General features: G+C 61.8%; 18 protein-coding genes. 6 read left to right on the top strand and 12 right to left on the bottom strand.

All coding sequences use genetic code 11. From position 1 onward, the window contains the following. Positions 1-172: 172 nt before the first annotated feature. Together HZR20_RS13115 and HZR20_RS13110 are read left to right on the top strand one after the other, a co-directional pair. On the top strand, positions 173-706 hold the full coding sequence (locus tag HZR20_RS13115) for an Rrf2 family transcriptional regulator (protein ID WP_181687192.1): 534 nt from the start codon (positions 173-175) through the stop codon (positions 704-706). 125 nt (positions 707-831) lie between these two features. After that, complete coding sequence (locus HZR20_RS13110; RefSeq protein ID WP_181687191.1) at positions 832-1,995, top strand: NAD(P)/FAD-dependent oxidoreductase; 1,164 nt, start codon at positions 832-834, stop codon at positions 1,993-1,995. Between the two features lie 25 nt (positions 1,996-2,020). Here the strand turns inward: HZR20_RS13110 and psmB are convergent, their stop codons facing one another. Next, entirely contained in the window at positions 2,021-2,743 is a 723-nt protein-coding gene (gene psmB / locus HZR20_RS13105) for an archaeal proteasome endopeptidase complex subunit beta (RefSeq protein WP_181687190.1), read from the bottom strand. Positions 2,744-2,821: 78 nt separating this feature from the next. After that, positions 2,822-2,998 (bottom strand): hypothetical protein, encoded by a 177-nt coding sequence (locus tag HZR20_RS13100; RefSeq protein WP_181687189.1) that lies wholly within the window; start codon positions 2,996-2,998, stop codon positions 2,822-2,824. Positions 2,999-3,269: 271 nt separating this feature from the next. Here HZR20_RS13100 and HZR20_RS13095 point away from each other — a divergent pair, with 271 nt between their 5' ends. Then, positions 3,270-3,644, top strand: a complete 375-nt coding sequence (locus HZR20_RS13095; RefSeq protein ID WP_181687188.1) for a DUF555 domain-containing protein — start codon at positions 3,270-3,272, stop codon at positions 3,642-3,644. A 49-nt stretch (positions 3,645-3,693) separates the two neighbouring features. Then, complete coding sequence (locus tag HZR20_RS13090; RefSeq protein ID WP_181687187.1) at positions 3,694-4,236, top strand: CBS domain-containing protein; 543 nt, start codon at positions 3,694-3,696, stop codon at positions 4,234-4,236. 170 nt (positions 4,237-4,406) lie between these two features. Here HZR20_RS13090 and purM read toward each other — a convergent pair whose 3' ends face one another. The 5 genes from purM to HZR20_RS13065 all read right to left on the bottom strand — a co-directional run bounded on the left by purM (position 4,407) and on the right by HZR20_RS13065 (position 9,464). Beyond that, positions 4,407-5,456, bottom strand: coding sequence for a phosphoribosylformylglycinamidine cyclo-ligase (gene purM / locus HZR20_RS13085; RefSeq protein WP_181687186.1), 1,050 nt, complete (start codon positions 5,454-5,456; stop codon positions 4,407-4,409). Positions 5,457-5,503: 47 nt separating this feature from the next. Then, the gene (locus HZR20_RS13080; protein WP_181687185.1) at positions 5,504-6,673 is read right to left on the bottom strand and encodes a GNAT family N-acetyltransferase; all 1,170 of its coding nucleotides are present in this window, start codon (positions 6,671-6,673) and stop codon (positions 5,504-5,506) included. Between the two features lie 63 nt (positions 6,674-6,736). Further along, the gene (locus tag HZR20_RS13075) at positions 6,737-7,354 is read right to left on the bottom strand and encodes a metalloprotease (RefSeq protein ID WP_181687184.1); all 618 of its coding nucleotides are present in this window, start codon (positions 7,352-7,354) and stop codon (positions 6,737-6,739) included. A 2-nt stretch (positions 7,355-7,356) separates the two neighbouring features. Then, positions 7,357-8,862, bottom strand: a complete 1,506-nt coding sequence (locus tag HZR20_RS13070) for a TraB/GumN family protein (RefSeq protein WP_181687183.1) — start codon at positions 8,860-8,862, stop codon at positions 7,357-7,359. Positions 8,863-8,888: 26 nt separating this feature from the next. Next, positions 8,889-9,464: a class I SAM-dependent methyltransferase gene (locus HZR20_RS13065; protein ID WP_181687182.1), complete on the bottom strand. Its 576-nt coding sequence runs from the start codon at positions 9,462-9,464 to the stop codon at positions 8,889-8,891. A 133-nt stretch (positions 9,465-9,597) separates the two neighbouring features. Between HZR20_RS13065 and HZR20_RS13060 the strand changes: the two genes are divergently transcribed. Both HZR20_RS13060 and HZR20_RS13055 read left to right on the top strand, forming a co-directional pair. Next, the gene (locus tag HZR20_RS13060; RefSeq protein WP_181687181.1) at positions 9,598-9,780 is read left to right on the top strand and encodes an HEWD family protein; all 183 of its coding nucleotides are present in this window, start codon (positions 9,598-9,600) and stop codon (positions 9,778-9,780) included. A gap of 73 nt (positions 9,781-9,853) precedes the next feature. Further along, positions 9,854-10,012, top strand: a complete 159-nt coding sequence (locus HZR20_RS13055; protein ID WP_181687180.1) for a hypothetical protein — start codon at positions 9,854-9,856, stop codon at positions 10,010-10,012. A 10-nt stretch (positions 10,013-10,022) separates the two neighbouring features. Here HZR20_RS13055 and HZR20_RS13050 read toward each other — a convergent pair whose 3' ends face one another. The 5 genes from HZR20_RS13050 to HZR20_RS13030 all read right to left on the bottom strand — a co-directional run bounded on the left by HZR20_RS13050 (position 10,023) and on the right by HZR20_RS13030 (position 17,954). After that, positions 10,023-11,048 carry a hypothetical protein gene (locus HZR20_RS13050; protein ID WP_181687179.1) on the bottom strand — a complete coding sequence of 342 codons (1,026 nt, stop codon included), beginning with the start codon at positions 11,046-11,048 and terminating at the stop codon, positions 10,023-10,025. Positions 11,049-11,198: 150 nt separating this feature from the next. Next, positions 11,199-12,674, bottom strand: a complete 1,476-nt coding sequence (locus tag HZR20_RS13045; RefSeq protein WP_181687178.1) for a sulfatase — start codon at positions 12,672-12,674, stop codon at positions 11,199-11,201. Between the two features lie 81 nt (positions 12,675-12,755). Beyond that, positions 12,756-13,826: a glycosyltransferase family 4 protein gene (locus tag HZR20_RS13040; RefSeq protein WP_181687177.1), complete on the bottom strand. Its 1,071-nt coding sequence runs from the start codon at positions 13,824-13,826 to the stop codon at positions 12,756-12,758. A gap of 64 nt (positions 13,827-13,890) precedes the next feature. Further along, positions 13,891-14,874, bottom strand: coding sequence for a DUF368 domain-containing protein (locus HZR20_RS13035; protein ID WP_309484937.1), 984 nt, complete (start codon positions 14,872-14,874; stop codon positions 13,891-13,893). Positions 14,875-14,879: 5 nt separating this feature from the next. Next, positions 14,880-17,954 carry an oligosaccharyl transferase, archaeosortase A system-associated gene (locus HZR20_RS13030; RefSeq protein ID WP_181687176.1) on the bottom strand — a complete coding sequence of 1,025 codons (3,075 nt, stop codon included), beginning with the start codon at positions 17,952-17,954 and terminating at the stop codon, positions 14,880-14,882. Between the last annotated feature and the right edge of the window lie 117 nt (positions 17,955-18,071).

Below are 18,071 nucleotides of genomic sequence, written 5' to 3'. Positions count from 1 at the left end.
ACGTCAATCGCACACTGACGATAAACTCATCAAGATTCGTATCATCGGCTGGAAGCGGATTACTGGGTGAGACAGTCACCGAGAATCGGGGGAGGTAAGGGCTACCAAGAGACGTTATCGAGAATCAGGTGTCACCGTCGCATTTAAGACCGGCTATCACGAAAAATGAGTTATGTCATCAATCGAACTCACGCCTAGCCAGAAAAACATTCTTCAGGAACTCACCAATCTCTACCGGGACACTGAAAACGCTGTCAAAGGCGAGGAAATCGCCGAGAAAGTCAATCGAAATCCGGGGACGATCCGCAACCAGATGCAGTCGCTGAAAGCGCTCCAACTCGTCGAAGGCGTCCCCGGACCGAAAGGCGGGTACAAACCGACGGCGACGGCATACGATGCACTCCAGATCCAGGACATGGATCACGCCGCCGAGGTACCGTTGTATCACAACGGCGAGCGGAGTGACGAAGCAAATGTCGCCGAGATCAACCTCGCGAGCGTTCACCACCCCGAAAACTGCCGTGCCGAAGTGACCCTGCAGGGCTCGCTCTCAGAGTATGACGAAGGCGACAGCATCACCGTCGGTCCGACACCGCTTTCGAAGCTCCAGATTGTGGGGACACTTGACGGGAAAGACGACACCAGTAACAAGCTCATTTTGACGATTGACGACATGGTCGCACCGGCCGAAACCCCCGAACACTAACGAGACCTGGCGACGGGGCGATCTCCGGGTAATCTCACCGCGTCCGAAACGGGCATAACTGCGTCGTCTTCCCGCAACGACGCGATTTCAAAGGATTTGTATCCGGTCGTCGCTGACACGGTGGTATGACAGAGACGGTGGTCGTCCTCGGGTCTGGCTATGCCGGGGCGGGGGCGATCCAGCGGCTCGAAACCGAACTCGACGACAGTGTCGACCTCGTGTGGGTGTCGGAGCACCCCTATCATCTCATTCTCCACGAAGCCCATCGCTGCATTCGAGACCCGAGCGTCCGTGACGACATCACGATCGCGGTTGATGAAATCAAGTCGCCGACCACGACATTCCGTAATGGGCATGTCTCGTCTGTTGACACCGACGACAGAGCACTGACACTCGCTGACGGCGAGACCCTACAGTACGATTACTTGCTCGTTGCCGTCGGGAGTCAGACAGCGTTTTTCGGCATTGAGGGACTCGAGACGTACGCATTGACGCTGAAGAGTCTCGATGATGCCTTGGAAATCCACGAGTCCGTCGTGGAGGCAGCAACGACGGCCACACCTACGGAACCCGCACGGGTTGTCGTCGGTGGTGCTGGACAAACCGGCGTGCAGGTCGCCGGTGAGGTTGCTGGCTACCGAGACGATCACGATGCACCGATCGAAATAATCCTCGTCGAAGGACTCGACTCGGTCCTCCCTGGTGAGCAGCGATCGTTCCAGCGGGCGATCCAACGGCGCCTCGAGGAACGGGACATCACGGTCCAGACCGGTGAGTTCGTCGAAGATGTCGACAGCGAGCAACTACTGCTCGATAGCGGTGAGCAGGTTCCATACGACGTGTTGATATGGGCCGGGGGGATCACGGGCCAGCGAGAGATGCAAGATATCACGTTGGCAAAAGACCACGAGAGTCACCGCCTCAAGACGACAACCACATTTCAGACGGACGACGATCGGGTCTTTGCGATCGGTGATGCGGCACTGGTCGACCAACCCGGCGACGAGCCGGCTCCAGCAACGGCCCAGGCCGCCTGGCAGGCCGCAGACGTCGCCGGTGCAAACATCGCTCGGATGCTTCGGGGCCAGCCGCTGAAGGAATGGCGCTTTGAGGACAAGGGCACGGTCGTTTCCGTCGGCGAGGATGCCGTGGCAACGAACGTCCTGTACTCGCCGATTGAAACGTTCGGTGGGGTCGCGGCCAAGTTGCTGAAAAAAGTCATCGCAACCCGATGGATCGCCGACGTGTCGTCGCTGTCCCGGGCCGTCTCGGCTTGGGGAAAAATGTAGAAAATGGGGTTCGATTGGCAGACCGTTACACGTCCTCGAAGTCAGGGTATCCCTTGATGTCGACGGCTTCGTCGGTGATCTTTGCGACATAGATGCCATTCCCTGAGCCTGTGTCTCGTTCGGTGGCTGCCTGGATCGCCGCTGTGGCGACCTCGACTGCCTCGTCGTTGCTCATGTTTTCCTCGTAGCGATCTTCAAGCGTCCCGTAGGCGACAGTCAGGCCTGACCCGGTGACGGTGTACGCGTCTTCCATGACCCCGCCAGCAGGATCGATCGAGTAGACGTGATGGCCGTCGTCGTCGACGCCACCGAGAATTGGGTTGATCGCCAGGAACGGGCCACCTCTCGCGAAGTTACCGGCCAGCGTCGCCAGCGCCTGCATGCTCATGTCACGGCCCCGGCGAGCTTCATAGAGGTTGACCTCAGCCTGGAGCGACCGGATAAACGACTGGGCACCACCGACCGACCCAACGAGGGTGAGAGCCGCTGTCGGATGGATTTGTTCGACTTTTTGGACGCGCTTGTTCGAGACGAATCGCCCACCGAGACTAGCTCGCATGTCGGTCGCGACGACAACGCCTTCAGACGTCGTGATACCGATTGTCGTCGTCCCCGTCTCGTTGACGTCACCGTTGGCACCCGATTCAGGGAGTGACCCGAGTTCCGGTTCGTAGACTGGCGTCCCGATGCCAGGGGTTTGTCTAGAGCTGTCGAGTGAGAAATCAGGGTCGAAGCCATGTCCGGGCATACCGACCGCCTACCGTCCCGGCGGTCATAAAACCACGCTTTAGCCTAGCTGCGTTCACGTACCGGTTGCGTTCGTGGATCACGACCTGTCGGCAGCTCGGTCGTAAGCGTTCCCGACGCGAGTGACGAGTCGGTCGACTGGCAGATTGAATCCGACGCGCCGAGCGAGCAGTGCGATCGGCAACAGGAGGATGCCAACGAGCAGTGTCAGTTGGTACAGCACGAACAGGCTGGCGCGGTACAGGTACGTTTCCATTGTCCTCGTCTGAGGTGGCTCCTTGATAATATAAAAGCGTTATTGCCGTATCGATGGTAGTTGGATAGATAATGACGGATAAGAGGGCTGCCGTATTGCGATTAAACCTAGCTTGGATTCGGTCCAACTCAATAGGAATCAGCCGGTGGCGATATATAATAGGGTGATTGGCGCACAACGACGTATCCATAAGTTATGATCATTATTGGCGTGACGTGCGCGGTGGGGGGAAATCAAAAAGCACGAATAGGCGCGCCGGTTGGGTTCATACATGAACTACCTCGTGGCAATGGAAGCAGCCTGGCTGGTTCGTGATGTCGAGGAGATCGATGACGCAATCGGCGTTGCCGTCAGCGAAGCAGGGAAGCGGCTCAACGACCAAGATATGGATTACGTGGAAGTCGAAGTCGGTGCCACGACCTGTCCCGCCTGTGGCGAACCATTCGACTCGGCGTTCATCGCTGCCGATACAGCACTGGTGGGTCTCGTCTTGGAGATGAAAGTCTTCAACGCCGAAAGTATCGAACACGCCCAGCGCATCGCCAAGAGCGAAATCGGCGGCGCACTCAGAGACGTCCCGCTGAAAGTCGTCGAGACGGTCGAATTCGAGGACGACGCCGAGGATCCGACAGCGACCGACGCCTGAGGCGGGTTCCGTCGGAGGTTTTTTGTATTACTTTCGGTTATTAGCGGGTATGGATCTGCCAACGCCGGATGATCTACGCGAGCGCAGGACTGATCTCGGACTTACCCAAAGCGAACTCGCAGACAAGGCCGACGTTTCTCAGCCCTTGATCGCCCGCATCGAAGGTGGCGATGTCGACCCACGCCTCTCGACATTGCGGCGGATCGTCAACGCGCTTGGTGAAGCAGAGGGCGGCGTCCTCCGTGCAGACGATCTGATGAACGCACCGATCGTCAGCGTCGCGCCGGACGACAGCGTCCACGAGGCAAAACAGTTGATGGATGCCGAAGGATATTCGCAAGTGCCAGTTATCCGGGATGGCCGACCGAGTGGCCTCATCGGGAACGGCGACATCCGCCAGCGACCGGAAGACAACGTCGGCGAACTCCCTGTTGCGGAAGTGATGCACGAGTCGATCACGACAGTCGAACGCGACGCGACGCTCGACGAGGTCGACACCTACCTCGATCACCACGACGCAGTTCTGGTGGTCGAAAGCGGAGCAACGATCGGCATCATCACCGACGCGGACATCGCGGCCCACGTCAGCTAACGGTCACCATCTGCCATTTTTCAGTTCGATAATCCGCAAGCATTGAAGACAGAGAAAGCGACTCCTCGACCAACGGCAAGTCGGGCGAGCTGACGTCATACCCTACGGGACGCGACGAGACTACTGGACGTAATCGCCGTCCAGTGACTGCGAGCCGAAAAGCGGCGGCGTCAGAGTAGCTCGAGGCCCCGGATTGACACTGCGTGGTCGTCCTCGACAACGCGGCCGATGATTCGACCATCAGTTGCCTCGACGACACGCATCGCATCGTCCGGATCCAATGTTGCGACGAATCCAGTCCCCATGTTGAACGTCCGGTGCATCTCGCTATCCTCGATGTTGCCTTCGGCCTGCACGAACTGGAAAATCTGCTGGGCTTCGAAGGGTTCCTCGATCTCGTACCGATTGGGTCCCATCCGGGTGAGGTTCGTCCAGCCGCCACCGGTCACGTGGGCGGCCGCGTGGGCCCCGTGCTTGCGGAGTGGCCCGAGAACGTCCGTATAGATGCGGGTCGGCTCCAACAATTCTTCACCGATGGATTTCGAGGGGGTCGGTGGGAATGGATCGGTGTACTCGTGCTTGCGGGTGACGGCCTCGCGGGCGAGTGTCAACCCGTTCGAGTGAATGCCACTGGATGGCCACCCAACGATCGCGTCGCCCGGTTGGGCTTCCCCCGAAAAGAGTGCGTCTTTCGGCGCGAGGCCGGCGGCGGTCCCCGCGATGTCCAGACCGTCGATCACCTCGGGCATGACGGCTGTCTCGCCGCCGACTAACGCCACGTCGGCGAGTTCGGCACCGATTCCCAGTCCCTCGCCGATCTGCTCACTGGCCTGGCTGTCCGGCTCCTCGACGGCGAGATAATCGACGAATGCGACCGGTTCGATGCCCGCCGCGACCAGATCGTTGACGTTCATCGCCATGCAGTCGATGCCGATCGTCGAATAATCGTCGAGTGCGTTGGCGACGAGGAGTTTCGTCCCGACCCCGTCGGTCGCCAGCGCGAGGTACTGCTCGCCGATGTCGACGAGTCCGGCGAAATCACCGTCGAAGTCACCCGCGGCCCCGATTAATGCAGACGTGGCGGCCTCGCTCGCGTCGATATCGACGCCCGTCTCGGCGTAGGTCAATCCCTCGTCGGTCGACTCTGCCGGTGGATCCTCAGCTGTGTCGGCCGGTGCCCCATCGTCGTCGGTCCCCGTGTTTGTCTCGTCGTCGGTCATACCCGAGTGAGTGCGCGGCGGCCGCAAAAGCCCACCGTTTGTCGGCCTCAGAAGAATTCTCGAAGATAGACGCGTTCCGTGGGAAATAGGTTGTCGAGCGTTCGATCGACACCTGGCCGTACGAACTCGACAGTGCCGGCACGTGCCGTTTCCGTCGCGTCTCTGGCCCCGACAATGAGGCCCGAAAGTGCACCGACCTCAAGCCGGACATCCGGGTCATTGTCGGGTGCGGGGTCGACGACGCCAGTGCCATCAGCGACGTGCAGGCGGTAGCACCCCTCGTTATCGGGGACGAGTGGGTCCGTCACGGAAAGCGTGAGGTCGGCCTCGACGGCGTCGGGATAGGGCGTCCGTTCGAGGGCCATCGTCACATCTGTCACGCGAACCATCGGCCCCGGTTTCAGTGTGCACTCGACTTCCTGGGGCTGAGAAATGACGTCGAGCAGTTCGGCCCCCTCGACCCGCTCGAAGGCGACGTCGCCGACCTGTGCCCCGTGACGGCCCAGAAAGGAAAGCAGTGCCCTCAATGCATCGTGATCGACGGCCCCCATGTACGTCACGGACACCGTGCCATCCTCGACCTCGTAAACGAGATACCCGGCCGGCGCCCCGTCGCGATCGTAGCGATACGCGTGGCGACGATCTTGCTCCCAGCTGCGGAGAATCCGATCGGTCCACCACTGTTCGCTCCGGTCCAACGATAGCGTCTCACCCTCGCCAGCAGCCAGGTGCACTGATTTGAGTGTCTCCCAGTCGGAAGGCTCGACGGGAACGAAGCTCCCGCCGCCCGATTCGAGATCGGTGAGGGTGTCAGCCTCACATTCGAAGTGATGGACGTAATTCGCCGTCGTCCACCCAAACTGTCGGTAGAAGGCCGTCTTGAACGGCCAGAGTGCGACCAGCGGAATCCCTTCCTCGGCCAGGTGATCGACAGACGCCTGAAGGGACTGGCTGGCGTACCCCTCGCCGCGGTGTTCCGGCGGCGTGGCGACGGCACCGAGCCCAGCCAGGTCGATCCACTCACCTCGGAGTCGCGCCTCGAACGTGTAGTGGCGGGCGATACTCACGAGGGAATCGTGGTCGTAGAGCCCGAACGGTTTCCCGATCGTCGGCCCGTCATCGTCGGGCGCTGGACCGGCTTCGGCGTGGAAGCCGTACTGACGGATTCGTCGCATGGCATCCATGTCCTCGCCGGCCACTGGGCGATACTCGACCATGCCCAACGATTGCAGGCGGGCAAAAAGAGCGCATCGTTCGACGCCGGATCGTCGAGGGCCCGTTTACAGGCCAAACAGAGAGATTACGGCGAGCGCGATCGACGGCACGGCGACAGCTACGTAGACGATCCGATTCCACGCCAGGACGGTCTTGCCGTCGAGCGGCCCGAACGGAACCATGTTGAACCCGGCGAGCAGCAGATTGATCGTGACACCCAGTGCTGCGGCGTCGGCGATCGGCGGGCCGGCGATCAGTGCCACTGGCAAAAATGCGGCAGCGAGCACGAGATTCGTCACTGGTCCGGCAAGCGATATCAGGCCGGACTCCCGACGCGTGATCCGTCCACGGTGGACGACTGCTCCGGGTGCGGCAAAGATGAATCCGGCCAGCGCCGAGACGACCGCAAGCAGGAGCATCCCGTAATCTGCCCGGAACGCGGCGAGTTGGCCAAAGCGGACGGCGACGACTTTGTGGGCGAGTTCGTGGGCGACGAACGCGACGCCGACCGTGCCGAGGCTCGTGACGAAGTGGCGAGTGAACTCCCCGAGCACGTCATCGACGAGTCCGACCGTCGCGCCCTGCAGCAAGTACGGATTGAGAAACAGCGTGAACGCGACACTCAGTGCGACCCAGGCGGCAAACAGATCAAGCAATTCACGACGACTGAATCGAAGCTGCATGCTCACGAGACGAGACTCCAGAGCAGTTCAGCGCCATTCCGTGCGCCGTCGAGCATGTGGGCGGCGACCTGATCGACGCCACCGACCTCGGCGAACATGATGGGAAGGACAGTGGTCGCAAACAGGACGCTGGCGATGAAGCTGCCGACGTTCGTCAGCGCCACGATCAAGATCAGCCGGAACAGTGGCACCTCACGCATTCGGGCGAGCAGTTCCCGGATCGGCAACTCCTCGTCGTCCAGCAACTCGTTGAGGCGGTTGATATCACCGATGTTGACGTCCAGATACCGGAGTTCGACGTACCCCGAGAACCAGCCCGGTGCCAGCAGCGGATTGACGCTGGTCAGCCAGGCGACGGCACCGCCGACGCCGGCACTCGTCCAGTGGGCTCCGGCCAGTCTGGCAAGCACCGCAGCGATCACGCCATTGACGACGAACCACAGAGCGAACAGCCGGAGCAACCAGCCCTGTTCGGCCCCACCCAATAGTAGCAAGCCGAAAAACGCCGCAAATCCGACCGTGAACAGATACCCGAACAGGCGATACAACGAGAAGCGACTGCGTGAAATCGTTCCCGTCAACTCCTCCATCGGCGGCAGCGTCGAGGGATCGTCGAGATACTGCTGGATTCCCTCACGATGGCCAGCACCGACGACGGCCACAACCGACGCGCCTGCCTCCCGGAGGCCGACAAGCTGGTGAGCGATATAGGCGTCACGCTCGTCTATCAGCGCCTCCGCACCGCCTGGGGAGAACCGCCGGAACTCCTCCATCATCGCCGTGACGACATCTGTATCGGTCAGATCCTCGATATCGAACTCCTCGACATCCTCCTCGGCCTCACCAACGCGGGTAAATACGAACACCAACGGGAGGGCGATCGCACCGCCGAATACGGCGGCCAACATCGCCAAGTTCGCCACGCTTGCGAACGGACCGAGGAGCGACGCAGCCCCACCCAGCACAGAGACGCCACCGAGCACCGAGACCACAATTGCCCCGAAAATCCCGACGGTCAGTCCGATCGTCCAGGCAGCCGTCCAGGGCCCAGCGATCCCGACAAGCATACTGCCAAACAGTTTGAGTTTCTCGCCAGTCGTGAGCCGTCGCCAGAAGCGCTGGACCGTCGTCTGGATGTTTCGATCGACCAGTGCTACGTCGATACCGCGTTCTTCCGCCGTCTCGATGCCGGCCAGCATATCTGCACCGGGCGAGACGTCGAATCGATCGCCCAGCCGCGCCTGGACGTACGAGAGCATCCAGTAGGCCAGAAATTGAAAGACCGTATTGCCTTCGAGGAGATCGCCGGGTTCGATGTCCTCCGGCGTCTCCCCTTTCATTTGTCGGTATCGACCCTCGTCGAGTTCGACCGCGACGACGTCAGGCTTGTCCTCGGCGACGGCCGCCTCGACGCGTTCGGCACTCTCTTCGGAGACGTGTGCTGTCCCAACGAGGCGAATCGATCCCGTCCCGGCCTCGCTCGTCGCCGGTCCCGCGTGATCGCTCATCGTCCACCCTACCGCCCCGGAGTTCCTTACGATTGTCGGGATGTCTCCGGGAGGCGGGCAGCGACGACCAGCGTCTCGCGGCGATCCGCTGTGCGATTAATGGTAAATCCGGCCTCGCTGAGCTGCTCGACGACGGTCTCGGCGTCGAAGCGCTCTTCGACCGGCGGGCCACGCTGTCCAGCCCCCTCGGCCGACCAATCCGCGATCGCGAGTCGGCCACCGGGCGCGAGGACGCGAGCGAGTTCGGCTAGTGCCGCCTCACCCGCGAACTCGTGGTACGTCATCGTCGAATAGACAGCATCCAGCTGATCGGTCCGGATCGGGATCTGGCCGGCTGTCGCCGTGACGCGATCGACGTTTTCCGGAATCCCGAACTCCGCGAAGGCCGCGTGCATCGCCGGCTGGAGGTCAGCCGCAACGATCCGTGCGACGTGTGGTGCGATCGAACGCGTATAAAATCCCGTGCCGCTCCCAAAATCCGCCACGACGTCGGCAGGGTCAGGCTCGAAGAGCGCGAGGAGTTCGTCGACCGAGAGATACGCATACCGGGTGTCGTCTTCGAGTCGCCTGGCCCCCGCTGGATCGAACGTGTGATGACCCATACATAGCGATTCGGAGGCCACATTCAAAAGCCAAGGGCTACCAATCGTCGGTGATCGTGATTCGGGCCGATCCGGACACGGTCCGACGAGCCTTGTCGCGACATTCATATGGACGTGTCACGTTGATTCAGCTATGACCAAAATCGAGCCACCGCGTGAGCGGGCGTGTGAACGGTGTGGTCGGCGGGAAGTCTGGGACGTGGGTCGCCAGGTCTGGCGGGCGCTGGAAGAAGACGGAGATCGAAAAGTCGGGCGAGCCCACTGTCTGCACGAATGGGACATCAACGGCACGTACAGTCCCATCGCTGACGCCTGAATCACCCTCGCGTTATACTACTCTATTGATTTGTTAGGTTAGTATTATATTCGAGGAGTTTGTACGACATGACATGGTAGCAAAGTGTAAGCTGTGTCGACACCGACTCGATCAGTCGACCCGCACACACTGTACGTGCGGGTGGGCCTTGGACGAAACCTGTGCCGACAATCACGAACCCTGGTGTCCGACGGGCGACGGCGAGCGGTGGATCGGTGCACAGGAGATTTGAACACCGACGCCTACAGAGGCGGGATCAGTCCCTGTTCGAAGACGCCGATCCCGGTCAGTAGTCCGATAGCGAGTGTCGTCACCACGATCGCAATCGCCGGCGGATCGACGTGCGTGTCCGCGTGAGCGTAGAGCACTCGCTGGGCGAATTCTGCGGTCAACCCGCTTATGACTCCGAAGACTGCACCGACCAGCAACACGAGTTCTGGGTCCGCGCCGGGAAGCGACAGCGCAGCGATACTCGCGGGCAGCGCGAGATGGTGTGTAACTGGAAATTGCTCCTGGCCCGCAACCAGGAATAGTAGCGAGGCAGCAGCAATTCCGAAGGCGAGATAGTAGCTGGCCGTCACGTGGGCAACGTACGCCCCAAAGAGTCCAACGACGAGTCCCAGGACAGCTTGTCGTTGCCAGCCGTACTGCTGTGGCGTCCAGGGTTCGACGGCCAATCTGGTGGTTTCGCTCTCGTCGTCAGTGCGGTCAGCCAGTGCCGTCCTGATCTCGCCTCGCTCATAGGGCGTCATGTCAAGGAGGCCAGTGGCAAGCGAACCGAACAGTGGGTAGCCAAAGGCGACCCGCGCAAGGAGGCCCGTCAGGACCACGCTGAACATAACTGGTTCGACCGGGAGCGCCGCCGTTCGGGCCAGCGTCGCGATCCAGTACCCGAGCACGCCAAAGGCCCCGCCGGCAAGCATAGCGTCCGGTCGCACCCCGATGGCCGTCGAGAGATCCTTCGCGCGATGGTAGGAAAACGACGGCTCGGGGGCTTGGGCGCGCCCCACGTACGCAGCGGCCGCCACCCCGCCGGCGAAGGCGACGTGGGGACCGAGCGCCGGGCCGTAGCCGATCAGCGCGGTGATTGTGGTCCCTGCTGGGGATCCAGTTGCGGCCCCTGTCAGGAAGTTCCCGACTTCGCCGACGACGATGGTCAGGCCGGCCAGGCTCAATGCCGCTCGCGCGCCGACGGTGGCACCGATCGCCCCGCCGGCGAACGCGACCAATAGGACGTCAAGCGCGAACAGGCCGGCGTCAGCGACCATCCGTCCCTCCCCACTGGCGACGATACACCTGCGTGACTGCGTTGCTCGAAGGCCACATGCGTCGGTGGACCGCGGCGATGTAGTTAGTACTGACTATCCGTCGCGTTCAGGATCGTTCCCACACCGCCCCTCGTCCGCCCCCAATCCGTGTCACTCGACGTAGCCCAGCGCGTCGAGTTGCTCTCTGGCTTCCTCACCCACGTCTTCGAGTACGTCTTCAGCATCGACAGCCGACCACTCGCCACCGACGCCCTCCTCAAAGCGGGATAGAGCCGCCTCGACGGCTTCGATCGCCGGATCGTCGTCGTCGATCACGTTGCTCTCCTCGTATGGATCGCCGTCGATCCGATAGGCTTCGTCCGGGATACACTCGTTGCGGATGTACTTCGCGTCGGGGCGACGGCCGGCCCGGATCCGCGAGTCGAATCGGGAGTTTTCGGGGATCTCGACGCCGACTGAAGAGGCCTTCGTCTGCAGGTTGCGATACTCGATGACGGGGAAATGGTACTCGGCGAACGAGAATTCGCCATCCGTGAACTCGCGATAATCGGCGGACAGCAGCGATCGCGTCGATTCGACGCTCGTCCCCAGTGGATCGACACCCGTCGCGTCGAGAATCGTGTGATAGAGATCGAGCAGTTCGACCTGCGTCTCCTCGTCGCGGCCCGGTTCGATCTCGGGGTGTTTGACGAGCAGCGGGACGTTGATCAGCGGCTCGTACAGGGCGAACTCGTGGCTGTAGACGTCGTGTTCGCCGAACAGTTCGCCGTGGTCGGCACAGACAATCACGGTCGTCTCCTCCCAGCGACCCGTCTCCTTGAGCCAATCGAACAGTTCCCCGAGATGGTGATCCATGTAGGCGATCTCGGCGTCGTACAGCGCCCGGATGTCCGCCCACTCGTCGTCGTCGATCTCGTAAGCCCCGGCGTTGTACAGTTTCGTGTCCTGGCAGACCTCGTCGGGATCGACACCGGGCGCGAATTCCTCGCGGTATTCCTCGGGTGGGTGATACGGCAAGTGGCCATCCATCAGGTTGACGAACGAGAAGAAAGGGCCTTCAGCGTCGTCGATGAACGATTTCGTCCGTTCGATCGCCCGTGGCGTCTTCGAGTCGCCGTCCCCGCTCTCGAAGTACTTGTGGAAGTAGTTGCCGACGTTGATCAGGCCGGCGACGGCTTTCCGGAGAGCGTCGTAGTCATTGAGTGCCTTCCAGCCCCGAGCCAGCGGGCCAGACAAGAAGTCCCCGGGCAGGAGTTTGAAGAAGTTGTCCTGGTGATCGAATCCGTCCGAGAGGTGGGTATATGGCGTGATCCAGGCGTTCGAGGTGTAACAGGCGGTGTCGTAGCCGGCCCCAGCGAGCGATTGGGCCAGCGTTTGCTCGCCTTCGAGATACGGGTTCTCCTGGGTCGCGCCGTGTTCGCTTGGGTACGTGCCGGTGAACATCGATCCGTGGGAGGGGACCGTCCACGGCCCCTGCGCGACGGCCTCCTCGTAAATCCGGGCTTCCTCGGCGAAGGCGTCCAAATTCGGCGTCGTCGGTCGATCGTGCCCGTAGACAGTGAGGTGGTCCTTCCGGACCGTATCCAGTACCACGAACAGGACGTTCTGGGGCCCACCGGTGCTCATCGGCCGTGCAAAGTGGGCGGGGCCACTTGAGAATCGCGATCCGGGTTCCGCTGTGACGTTCGACTACTGTCGACCTGCCCCTCAAAGCGTCGCTGGATCGCGTCCGTCAAGCAAGCCCTGATAAATAGATTCCAGTTGTTCGCCGACCCGATCGAGACTGTGCGCTGCTGCCGTCTCGCGGGCATTCTCGCCGAGGCGCTCCCGGAGATCGGGGTCCTCGGCCAGCCGCTCGACTGCCTCGCGGAACTCCGCGTCGGTACTGGCCATCAGACAATCCTCGCCGTCGGTGAAGTACTCTCGAAAGACTGGAATGTCCCTGAGAACGATTGCCTTCTCGGCCGCCATCGCTTCCAGCACGGCGATCCCTTGATTTTCGGCTTTGGTCGGGAACAGATAGATATCCCCGGCGCCGAAGGCCTCACGGATATCCTCGACCCATCCCGTGAAGGTGACGTTTGCTGGCGGATCGGCTGTCCAGCGCGTTACCGTCTCCGAGGCCAGCGGGCTCGTACTGTAGGGCCCGAACCACGCGAAGTCGTAGTCGGTCTGTTGGGCAACGCGACAGAACGTCGTCAAGCCTTTCCGCTCGAACACCTGGCCGACCGAAAAGACGACGACGCCGTCGAGATCGTGTTTCTCGCGAGCCGAGGCACGGAACTTCTCGTGGCCCTCGAGAGCGTCCAGATCGACGCCGTTGGTAATCGGGCGGATCGGCCCGGAGACAGGATACGACTCGAGCACGTCTTTCGTGTATTCGCTCGGACAGAGGACGAGATCAGCCTGCGAGTAGAACCATCGGAGATACCAGCCCAAGGGTTTCGAAACCTGATTCGAACCGCGGAAACTCTCTTGGAAGTCCTCGCGAGTGACGTGTGAGTGGAGGATCAGCGGAATGTCGTGTCGCTTGGCGTGTCTGGCGACGGCGATCGACCCCGGCCCGACGAGGTTGCAGTGAGCCACGTCGAACTCGGCCCACAGTGAATCCTCGCCGAGATTCGAGAGGCCGGCAGTCAACGGATTTCGGCCGTTCCAGGGGGACGTCTCGACGGTCACGCCCTGCTCGGTCAACGCTTTTCGCTGTTGGCTGGCTGCCGTCGTGATTCCGCTAGAGCCGAGATACCGCTCGATATCGAGGTAGTTCAGCGCGCGCATGTCCCCTGGCAGGCAGGGTGGTGGGAAAATCCTACCGACTCGTGCTCGAAAACGGTTTCACCGATCAGTACGCCAGCGATTCGGTGTAGTAATCGAGCGCCAGGACAGCACCGCCCCCGACGCCGCCAGCGACGAGCACGCCTGCAAGCCATGTCGGTCCTGCGCCCGCCGAGGCCCCGAGCACGTCACCGGCTGGTTTGCGAAGTGAGCCCACCATCAGGGCGATGAGAAACGTCAGCGTCGCTGCCCGATAGGTATCCAGTGCCCATCGAATCACCCGTGCGAAGGCTAACAGTCCGAGAAGCCCACCGACGCCGGCCACGGCCACCGACGTCGCCGGTGCGATGACGCCCTCGACCGTCCAGGTCCCGGTTACGAGTCCGATGAGGCCGTCGACGAACGCCGTTAGTTCGCCGGTGAGGTGTTCATAGAGGCCAAACAGGTACAGGAAGAACGCCCCCGAGACCCCCGGCAGGATCATCGCCGAGACGGCGATCGCCGCGACGCCGAACACGACCGGAAGGAGCGGATCGCCTCCGCCAGTGTCGCGGGTGGCTCCGGCAACGAGAAACGCCATCCCGAACCCGACAACGCCACCGGCGATCCTGCCGGGCGAGTCCAGAGCGAATAGCTCCCGGAGGACGACGACCGAGGCTGCAATGAGCCCGAAGAAGAAGGCCCCGGTCAGCCCCGGTGCGGTCGTGATCGCCGTATGCATCACCCGCGAAACGAGGACCAGTGCCGACAGAACCCCTGTCCCCAGAACGATCAGGAACGGTACGTCCATCGCGAGCAGCCGCGTTTTCAGCGCCCGGCGGCCGCTCGTCCGGTGGACGCGCAGCAGGTGTCTTGCGGCACGTGGATCCAAGGATGCGATCGCACTGATCAGTCGCTCGTAGATGCCGGTGATCAATGCGATCGTCCCGCCCGAGACGCCGGGGACTGAATCGGCCGCGCCCATGGCGATGCCTTTCAGATAGACGACGACCCAGGCTTCGAGAGTAGTCTCCTCTTGGGCCCGGCCATCGGTGGCAGTTTGGTCGGTCACGGCTCTCAGAGACCAGCAGGTGCGTTACGAGCGTCCAGGGCAGGGATTGGAGGCTGTGCCCCGTCTGTTGGCTCCGTCGGCGAATCGTTGGGGTCGTCATCCGGCGACTGCAGCGGTGTCAGTGACTCGGCACTCTCGTTGCCGGCGTCACTGCTGTTTTCGTCATCGAACTCGCCGAGTACCTGGCGTTCGAGGTCGACTTCGACTGGCTCCTCGTCGACGCCGATGACCTGTGCCTCGGAGACGTTCTCAGTCGCGGTGTAGCGGTAGATGGAGCCACTCTCGTTGAAGGACGTCGACGTGCTGAACTGATAGGAACTATTGGCGCGGACGGAGACGTTCGTGTAGCCGTTCTCGGGCCCCCAGTTCTCGTAACCGTCCGTCGAGTACGGCAACCTCATTGTGAACTCACCATCCGCGTCGGTCTCGGCGTGCTGTTTGTAGGTGAACGTCTGGTTGGCGTTTGGCATCTCCATTTCGACCGACGCAGTGACGGTCGTATTCGTCGGGCCGTCACCCTCGACGGTCGCGCCCGGGACACGCTCGAAGACTTTCGTGTGAGAGTCGAACGGTTCGCGTGCCAGACCGAGTGCCCGCATTCCGATGCCCGTCTGGATCTGCTGGTTCTGTGCGAGGACGGCCATGCCCGGTTGACTCGCCATGAACTGGCTGAACTGGCCGTAGAACAGTCCGACTGTCGGATCACTCGCCTGGACGAGTCGGTAGTGTTGTAGTGCTGAGACCTGTTCGCTCGGAATCTTGCCGATGCCACCGATCCGAGAGGTGCTATCGTTCGCGACGAATTCCTCGGCGGCGCTCCGGTTCTGGAAGATTTTCACCGTCTGACCGGTTCCATTTTGCGAGATCTCTGGGAGTGCGGCGCCCCGGTAGTTTTGCCAGTCCGTGACCACCGTTGCGCCGCCGAGTTCCAGGCCTGGGACATCCGTCGGCGAGGCGGCACTGCCGTGATACCGGTAGAGGCGAACGACCATCGACTCGTAATACGGCTGTTTCTGGAGCGTGAAGTATCGGTTCGTCAGTTGGAGGCCCTGCTGGGTCTGGGCAGGCGCGCGGACGCGCTGGAAGTACGTCGATTCGTCGACGTCATCGAGGAAGTTCGGCGGCGCGAAGAACTTGCCCCAGCGATAGCCGCCAAAGCCGCCGTTGGTCGTCGCCATCTTCCAGTCGGCCATGACGTAGCGGGTCTTTGCGTCCGTTTCGGACTCGCCGACGACGGCGAGCGCGTCCTCGGCGTCGGTCTCGTTCTGTGCGACGAGGAACGAGGCTGCCTCCTGCGCGTTAGCCTGGAACGGATTGGCGACCGGAATACGTTCGCCCTCCTGGGTAATCCAGTGGCCGTAGTCCCACCAGGACAGCACGCCGTAGGCACCGTCGGGATACTGGAAGTCGTCAGTGCGTTCGTAGGTGCCATAGAAGTCCATCTCCTCAGCGTTGCCAGCCCCGCCCAAGTTACCGACCGCTGGCGTCTCGTCTTCCATGTATTCGAGACTGCTCTGCCAGCCCATCACACCACCTGGGCCGTTGTTCGCCGAGGCGTTGATCGCGAGGGGGGCGGGGAACACCATCGGAACGACGAGCAACAAGACGACGCCGCTGACCAGCAGCGCCTGGTAGGTCTCGACGTCGTCGGTGTCGCTGATCGATCGCAGGTACCGGAACAGCCGCACGACGACCATCGCCGTCATGACGGCCGCCGGCACGGTGAGGTAGTAGGCGAAGCGCTGCTGGGTGAACGTTGCGGCGACGAAGAAGGCGAACCACAGCGCGACGAAGAGATACGCCGGGTCGAGTTCGTCGGCGACGTACTGGTGGACGAACGCGAGGAGAACGCCGATCCCACCGACGATCGGTGTCACCCCCAGCCAGGAAATCAATGTGTCGGCCTGTCCGATCGGAAGCGGTTGGACCTCGCCGATCGTGACTGCGGCATCGGTGTGTGGGTTGAACGCGAAGCCGACGAACCGGAGGACCTGTCTGAGGAAGTACTTGAAGAAATCGGGGAGGATGAGGGCGACGACGAGCACGGCAATGACGAGACTCCCGAAGACGACGGCCGGATATCCCCAGCGGGACACGTCACGCTCGTCCCACGTACGGGCCAGCCATGAAAGCACGCCGACCCAGACAGCACCGGCAATCGCGAGTCCAGGCTGTGCCAGCGTGCGTGAGATCATCCCGAAGCCGACCTCGTCGATCGAAGCCAGCGAGAGGACTGCGGCAACGAGGAAGATCACTGAAGCGACGATCGAGATGTGTTCCGGACTTTCGTTGCGAAGGTACGTGATCGGCAGCTGGATCGTCACGTAGACGCCGAGCAGACCGATCAACAGGACGCCCGGCGGCCAGACTGAAATGTAGAGGGCGAGTGCCGTTCCCGCGATAGCGGCCCAACTGAGGGGCCGTCGCAGCGCTTCCCAGTCTCGGTCGACGAACAGCTCGTAGATCGGTTTTTCCTCCTGGGCGACGCGAAGGGCTATGAGTATCGCAAGAATGGCGACGACCTGGAAGAACACTTCCGCGACGTGGTGATCGGTGAAGCCGACGAGACTCCGCCGGAGGAATTCCCCGCCCGAGAGGGCGACCAAGACTGCGGCGATGATCCCGCCACGGCGATCGGCAACTGCCTTCCCGAGGAAATATGTCGGAACGACGACTGCTGCACCGAGAAGGGCCGGGAAGAACAGGTGGACGAGTCGAACGAGGTGCTCGCTCGGGTTGCCCAGGCCGATGATCAGTGCAGTCGTGGCGATGATCTGGTCGTAAAAGGTCCCGAACTGCGTGACGACGACGCCAGTTGGGAACTGCGTCCACGTGTCGAAGGGCATCGTATTCGGCCAGTTTGCGACCGTGTAGCCGACTTCGCGGAGTTCGTACCACGCGTCGTTGCCACTAAAGAGCACGTCGCCGTTGACGATGAAGCTCTCCCACGTTCGCGCCCGCAGCCAGAACATAAACCCGAACAGGCCAGCGACGACGAGTACGTGATACCAACTCAACAGCCAGTTCAGGGTTCGTCCGGCGGGCGCTTCTTCGTCGAACCACTCATCAGCCACACTCATGGAGCGAGAACCCTCTGAGGACTCATTGGACGGAGAAACTGCTAACGCGCGCATAAGCCTTATGAAGTCGATGGAAGCTCCCCAGTTAGTTGTCGATCGCAAAATCGGCGGGACCAC

This window comes from Halorhabdus salina (assembly GCF_013839425.1).
GTDB classification, from domain to species: Archaea; Halobacteriota; Halobacteria; order Halobacteriales; family Haloarculaceae; genus Halorhabdus; species Halorhabdus salina.
This window is presented reverse-complemented; position numbering and strand designations above follow the sequence as displayed.

Coding starts and splice junctions, on each gene's coding strand:
- HZR20_RS13115 (WP_181687192.1), top strand. CDS start 173: ATGTCATCAATCGAACTCACGCCTAGCCAGAAAAACATTCTTCAGGAA.
- HZR20_RS13110 (WP_181687191.1), top strand. CDS start 832: ATGACAGAGACGGTGGTCGTCCTCGGGTCTGGCTATGCCGGGGCGGGG.
- psmB (WP_181687190.1), bottom strand. CDS start 2,743: ATGCCCGGACATGGCTTCGACCCTGATTTCTCACTCGACAGCTCTAGA.
- HZR20_RS13100 (WP_181687189.1), bottom strand. CDS start 2,998: ATGGAAACGTACCTGTACCGCGCCAGCCTGTTCGTGCTGTACCAACTG.
- HZR20_RS13095 (WP_181687188.1), top strand. CDS start 3,270: ATGAACTACCTCGTGGCAATGGAAGCAGCCTGGCTGGTTCGTGATGTC.
- HZR20_RS13090 (WP_181687187.1), top strand. CDS start 3,694: ATGGATCTGCCAACGCCGGATGATCTACGCGAGCGCAGGACTGATCTC.
- purM (WP_181687186.1), bottom strand. CDS start 5,456: ATGACCGACGACGAGACAAACACGGGGACCGACGACGATGGGGCACCG.
- HZR20_RS13080 (WP_181687185.1), bottom strand. CDS start 6,673: ATGGTCGAGTATCGCCCAGTGGCCGGCGAGGACATGGATGCCATGCGA.
- HZR20_RS13075 (WP_181687184.1), bottom strand. CDS start 7,354: ATGCAGCTTCGATTCAGTCGTCGTGAATTGCTTGATCTGTTTGCCGCC.
- HZR20_RS13070 (WP_181687183.1), bottom strand. CDS start 8,862: ATGAGCGATCACGCGGGACCGGCGACGAGCGAGGCCGGGACGGGATCG.
- HZR20_RS13065 (WP_181687182.1), bottom strand. CDS start 9,464: ATGGGTCATCACACGTTCGATCCAGCGGGGGCCAGGCGACTCGAAGAC.
- HZR20_RS13060 (WP_181687181.1), top strand. CDS start 9,598: ATGACCAAAATCGAGCCACCGCGTGAGCGGGCGTGTGAACGGTGTGGT.
- HZR20_RS13055 (WP_181687180.1), top strand. CDS start 9,854: ATGGTAGCAAAGTGTAAGCTGTGTCGACACCGACTCGATCAGTCGACC.
- HZR20_RS13050 (WP_181687179.1), bottom strand. CDS start 11,048: ATGGTCGCTGACGCCGGCCTGTTCGCGCTTGACGTCCTATTGGTCGCG.
- HZR20_RS13045 (WP_181687178.1), bottom strand. CDS start 12,674: ATGAGCACCGGTGGGCCCCAGAACGTCCTGTTCGTGGTACTGGATACG.
- HZR20_RS13040 (WP_181687177.1), bottom strand. CDS start 13,826: ATGCGCGCGCTGAACTACCTCGATATCGAGCGGTATCTCGGCTCTAGC.
- HZR20_RS13030 (WP_181687176.1), bottom strand. CDS start 17,954: ATGAGTGTGGCTGATGAGTGGTTCGACGAAGAAGCGCCCGCCGGACGA.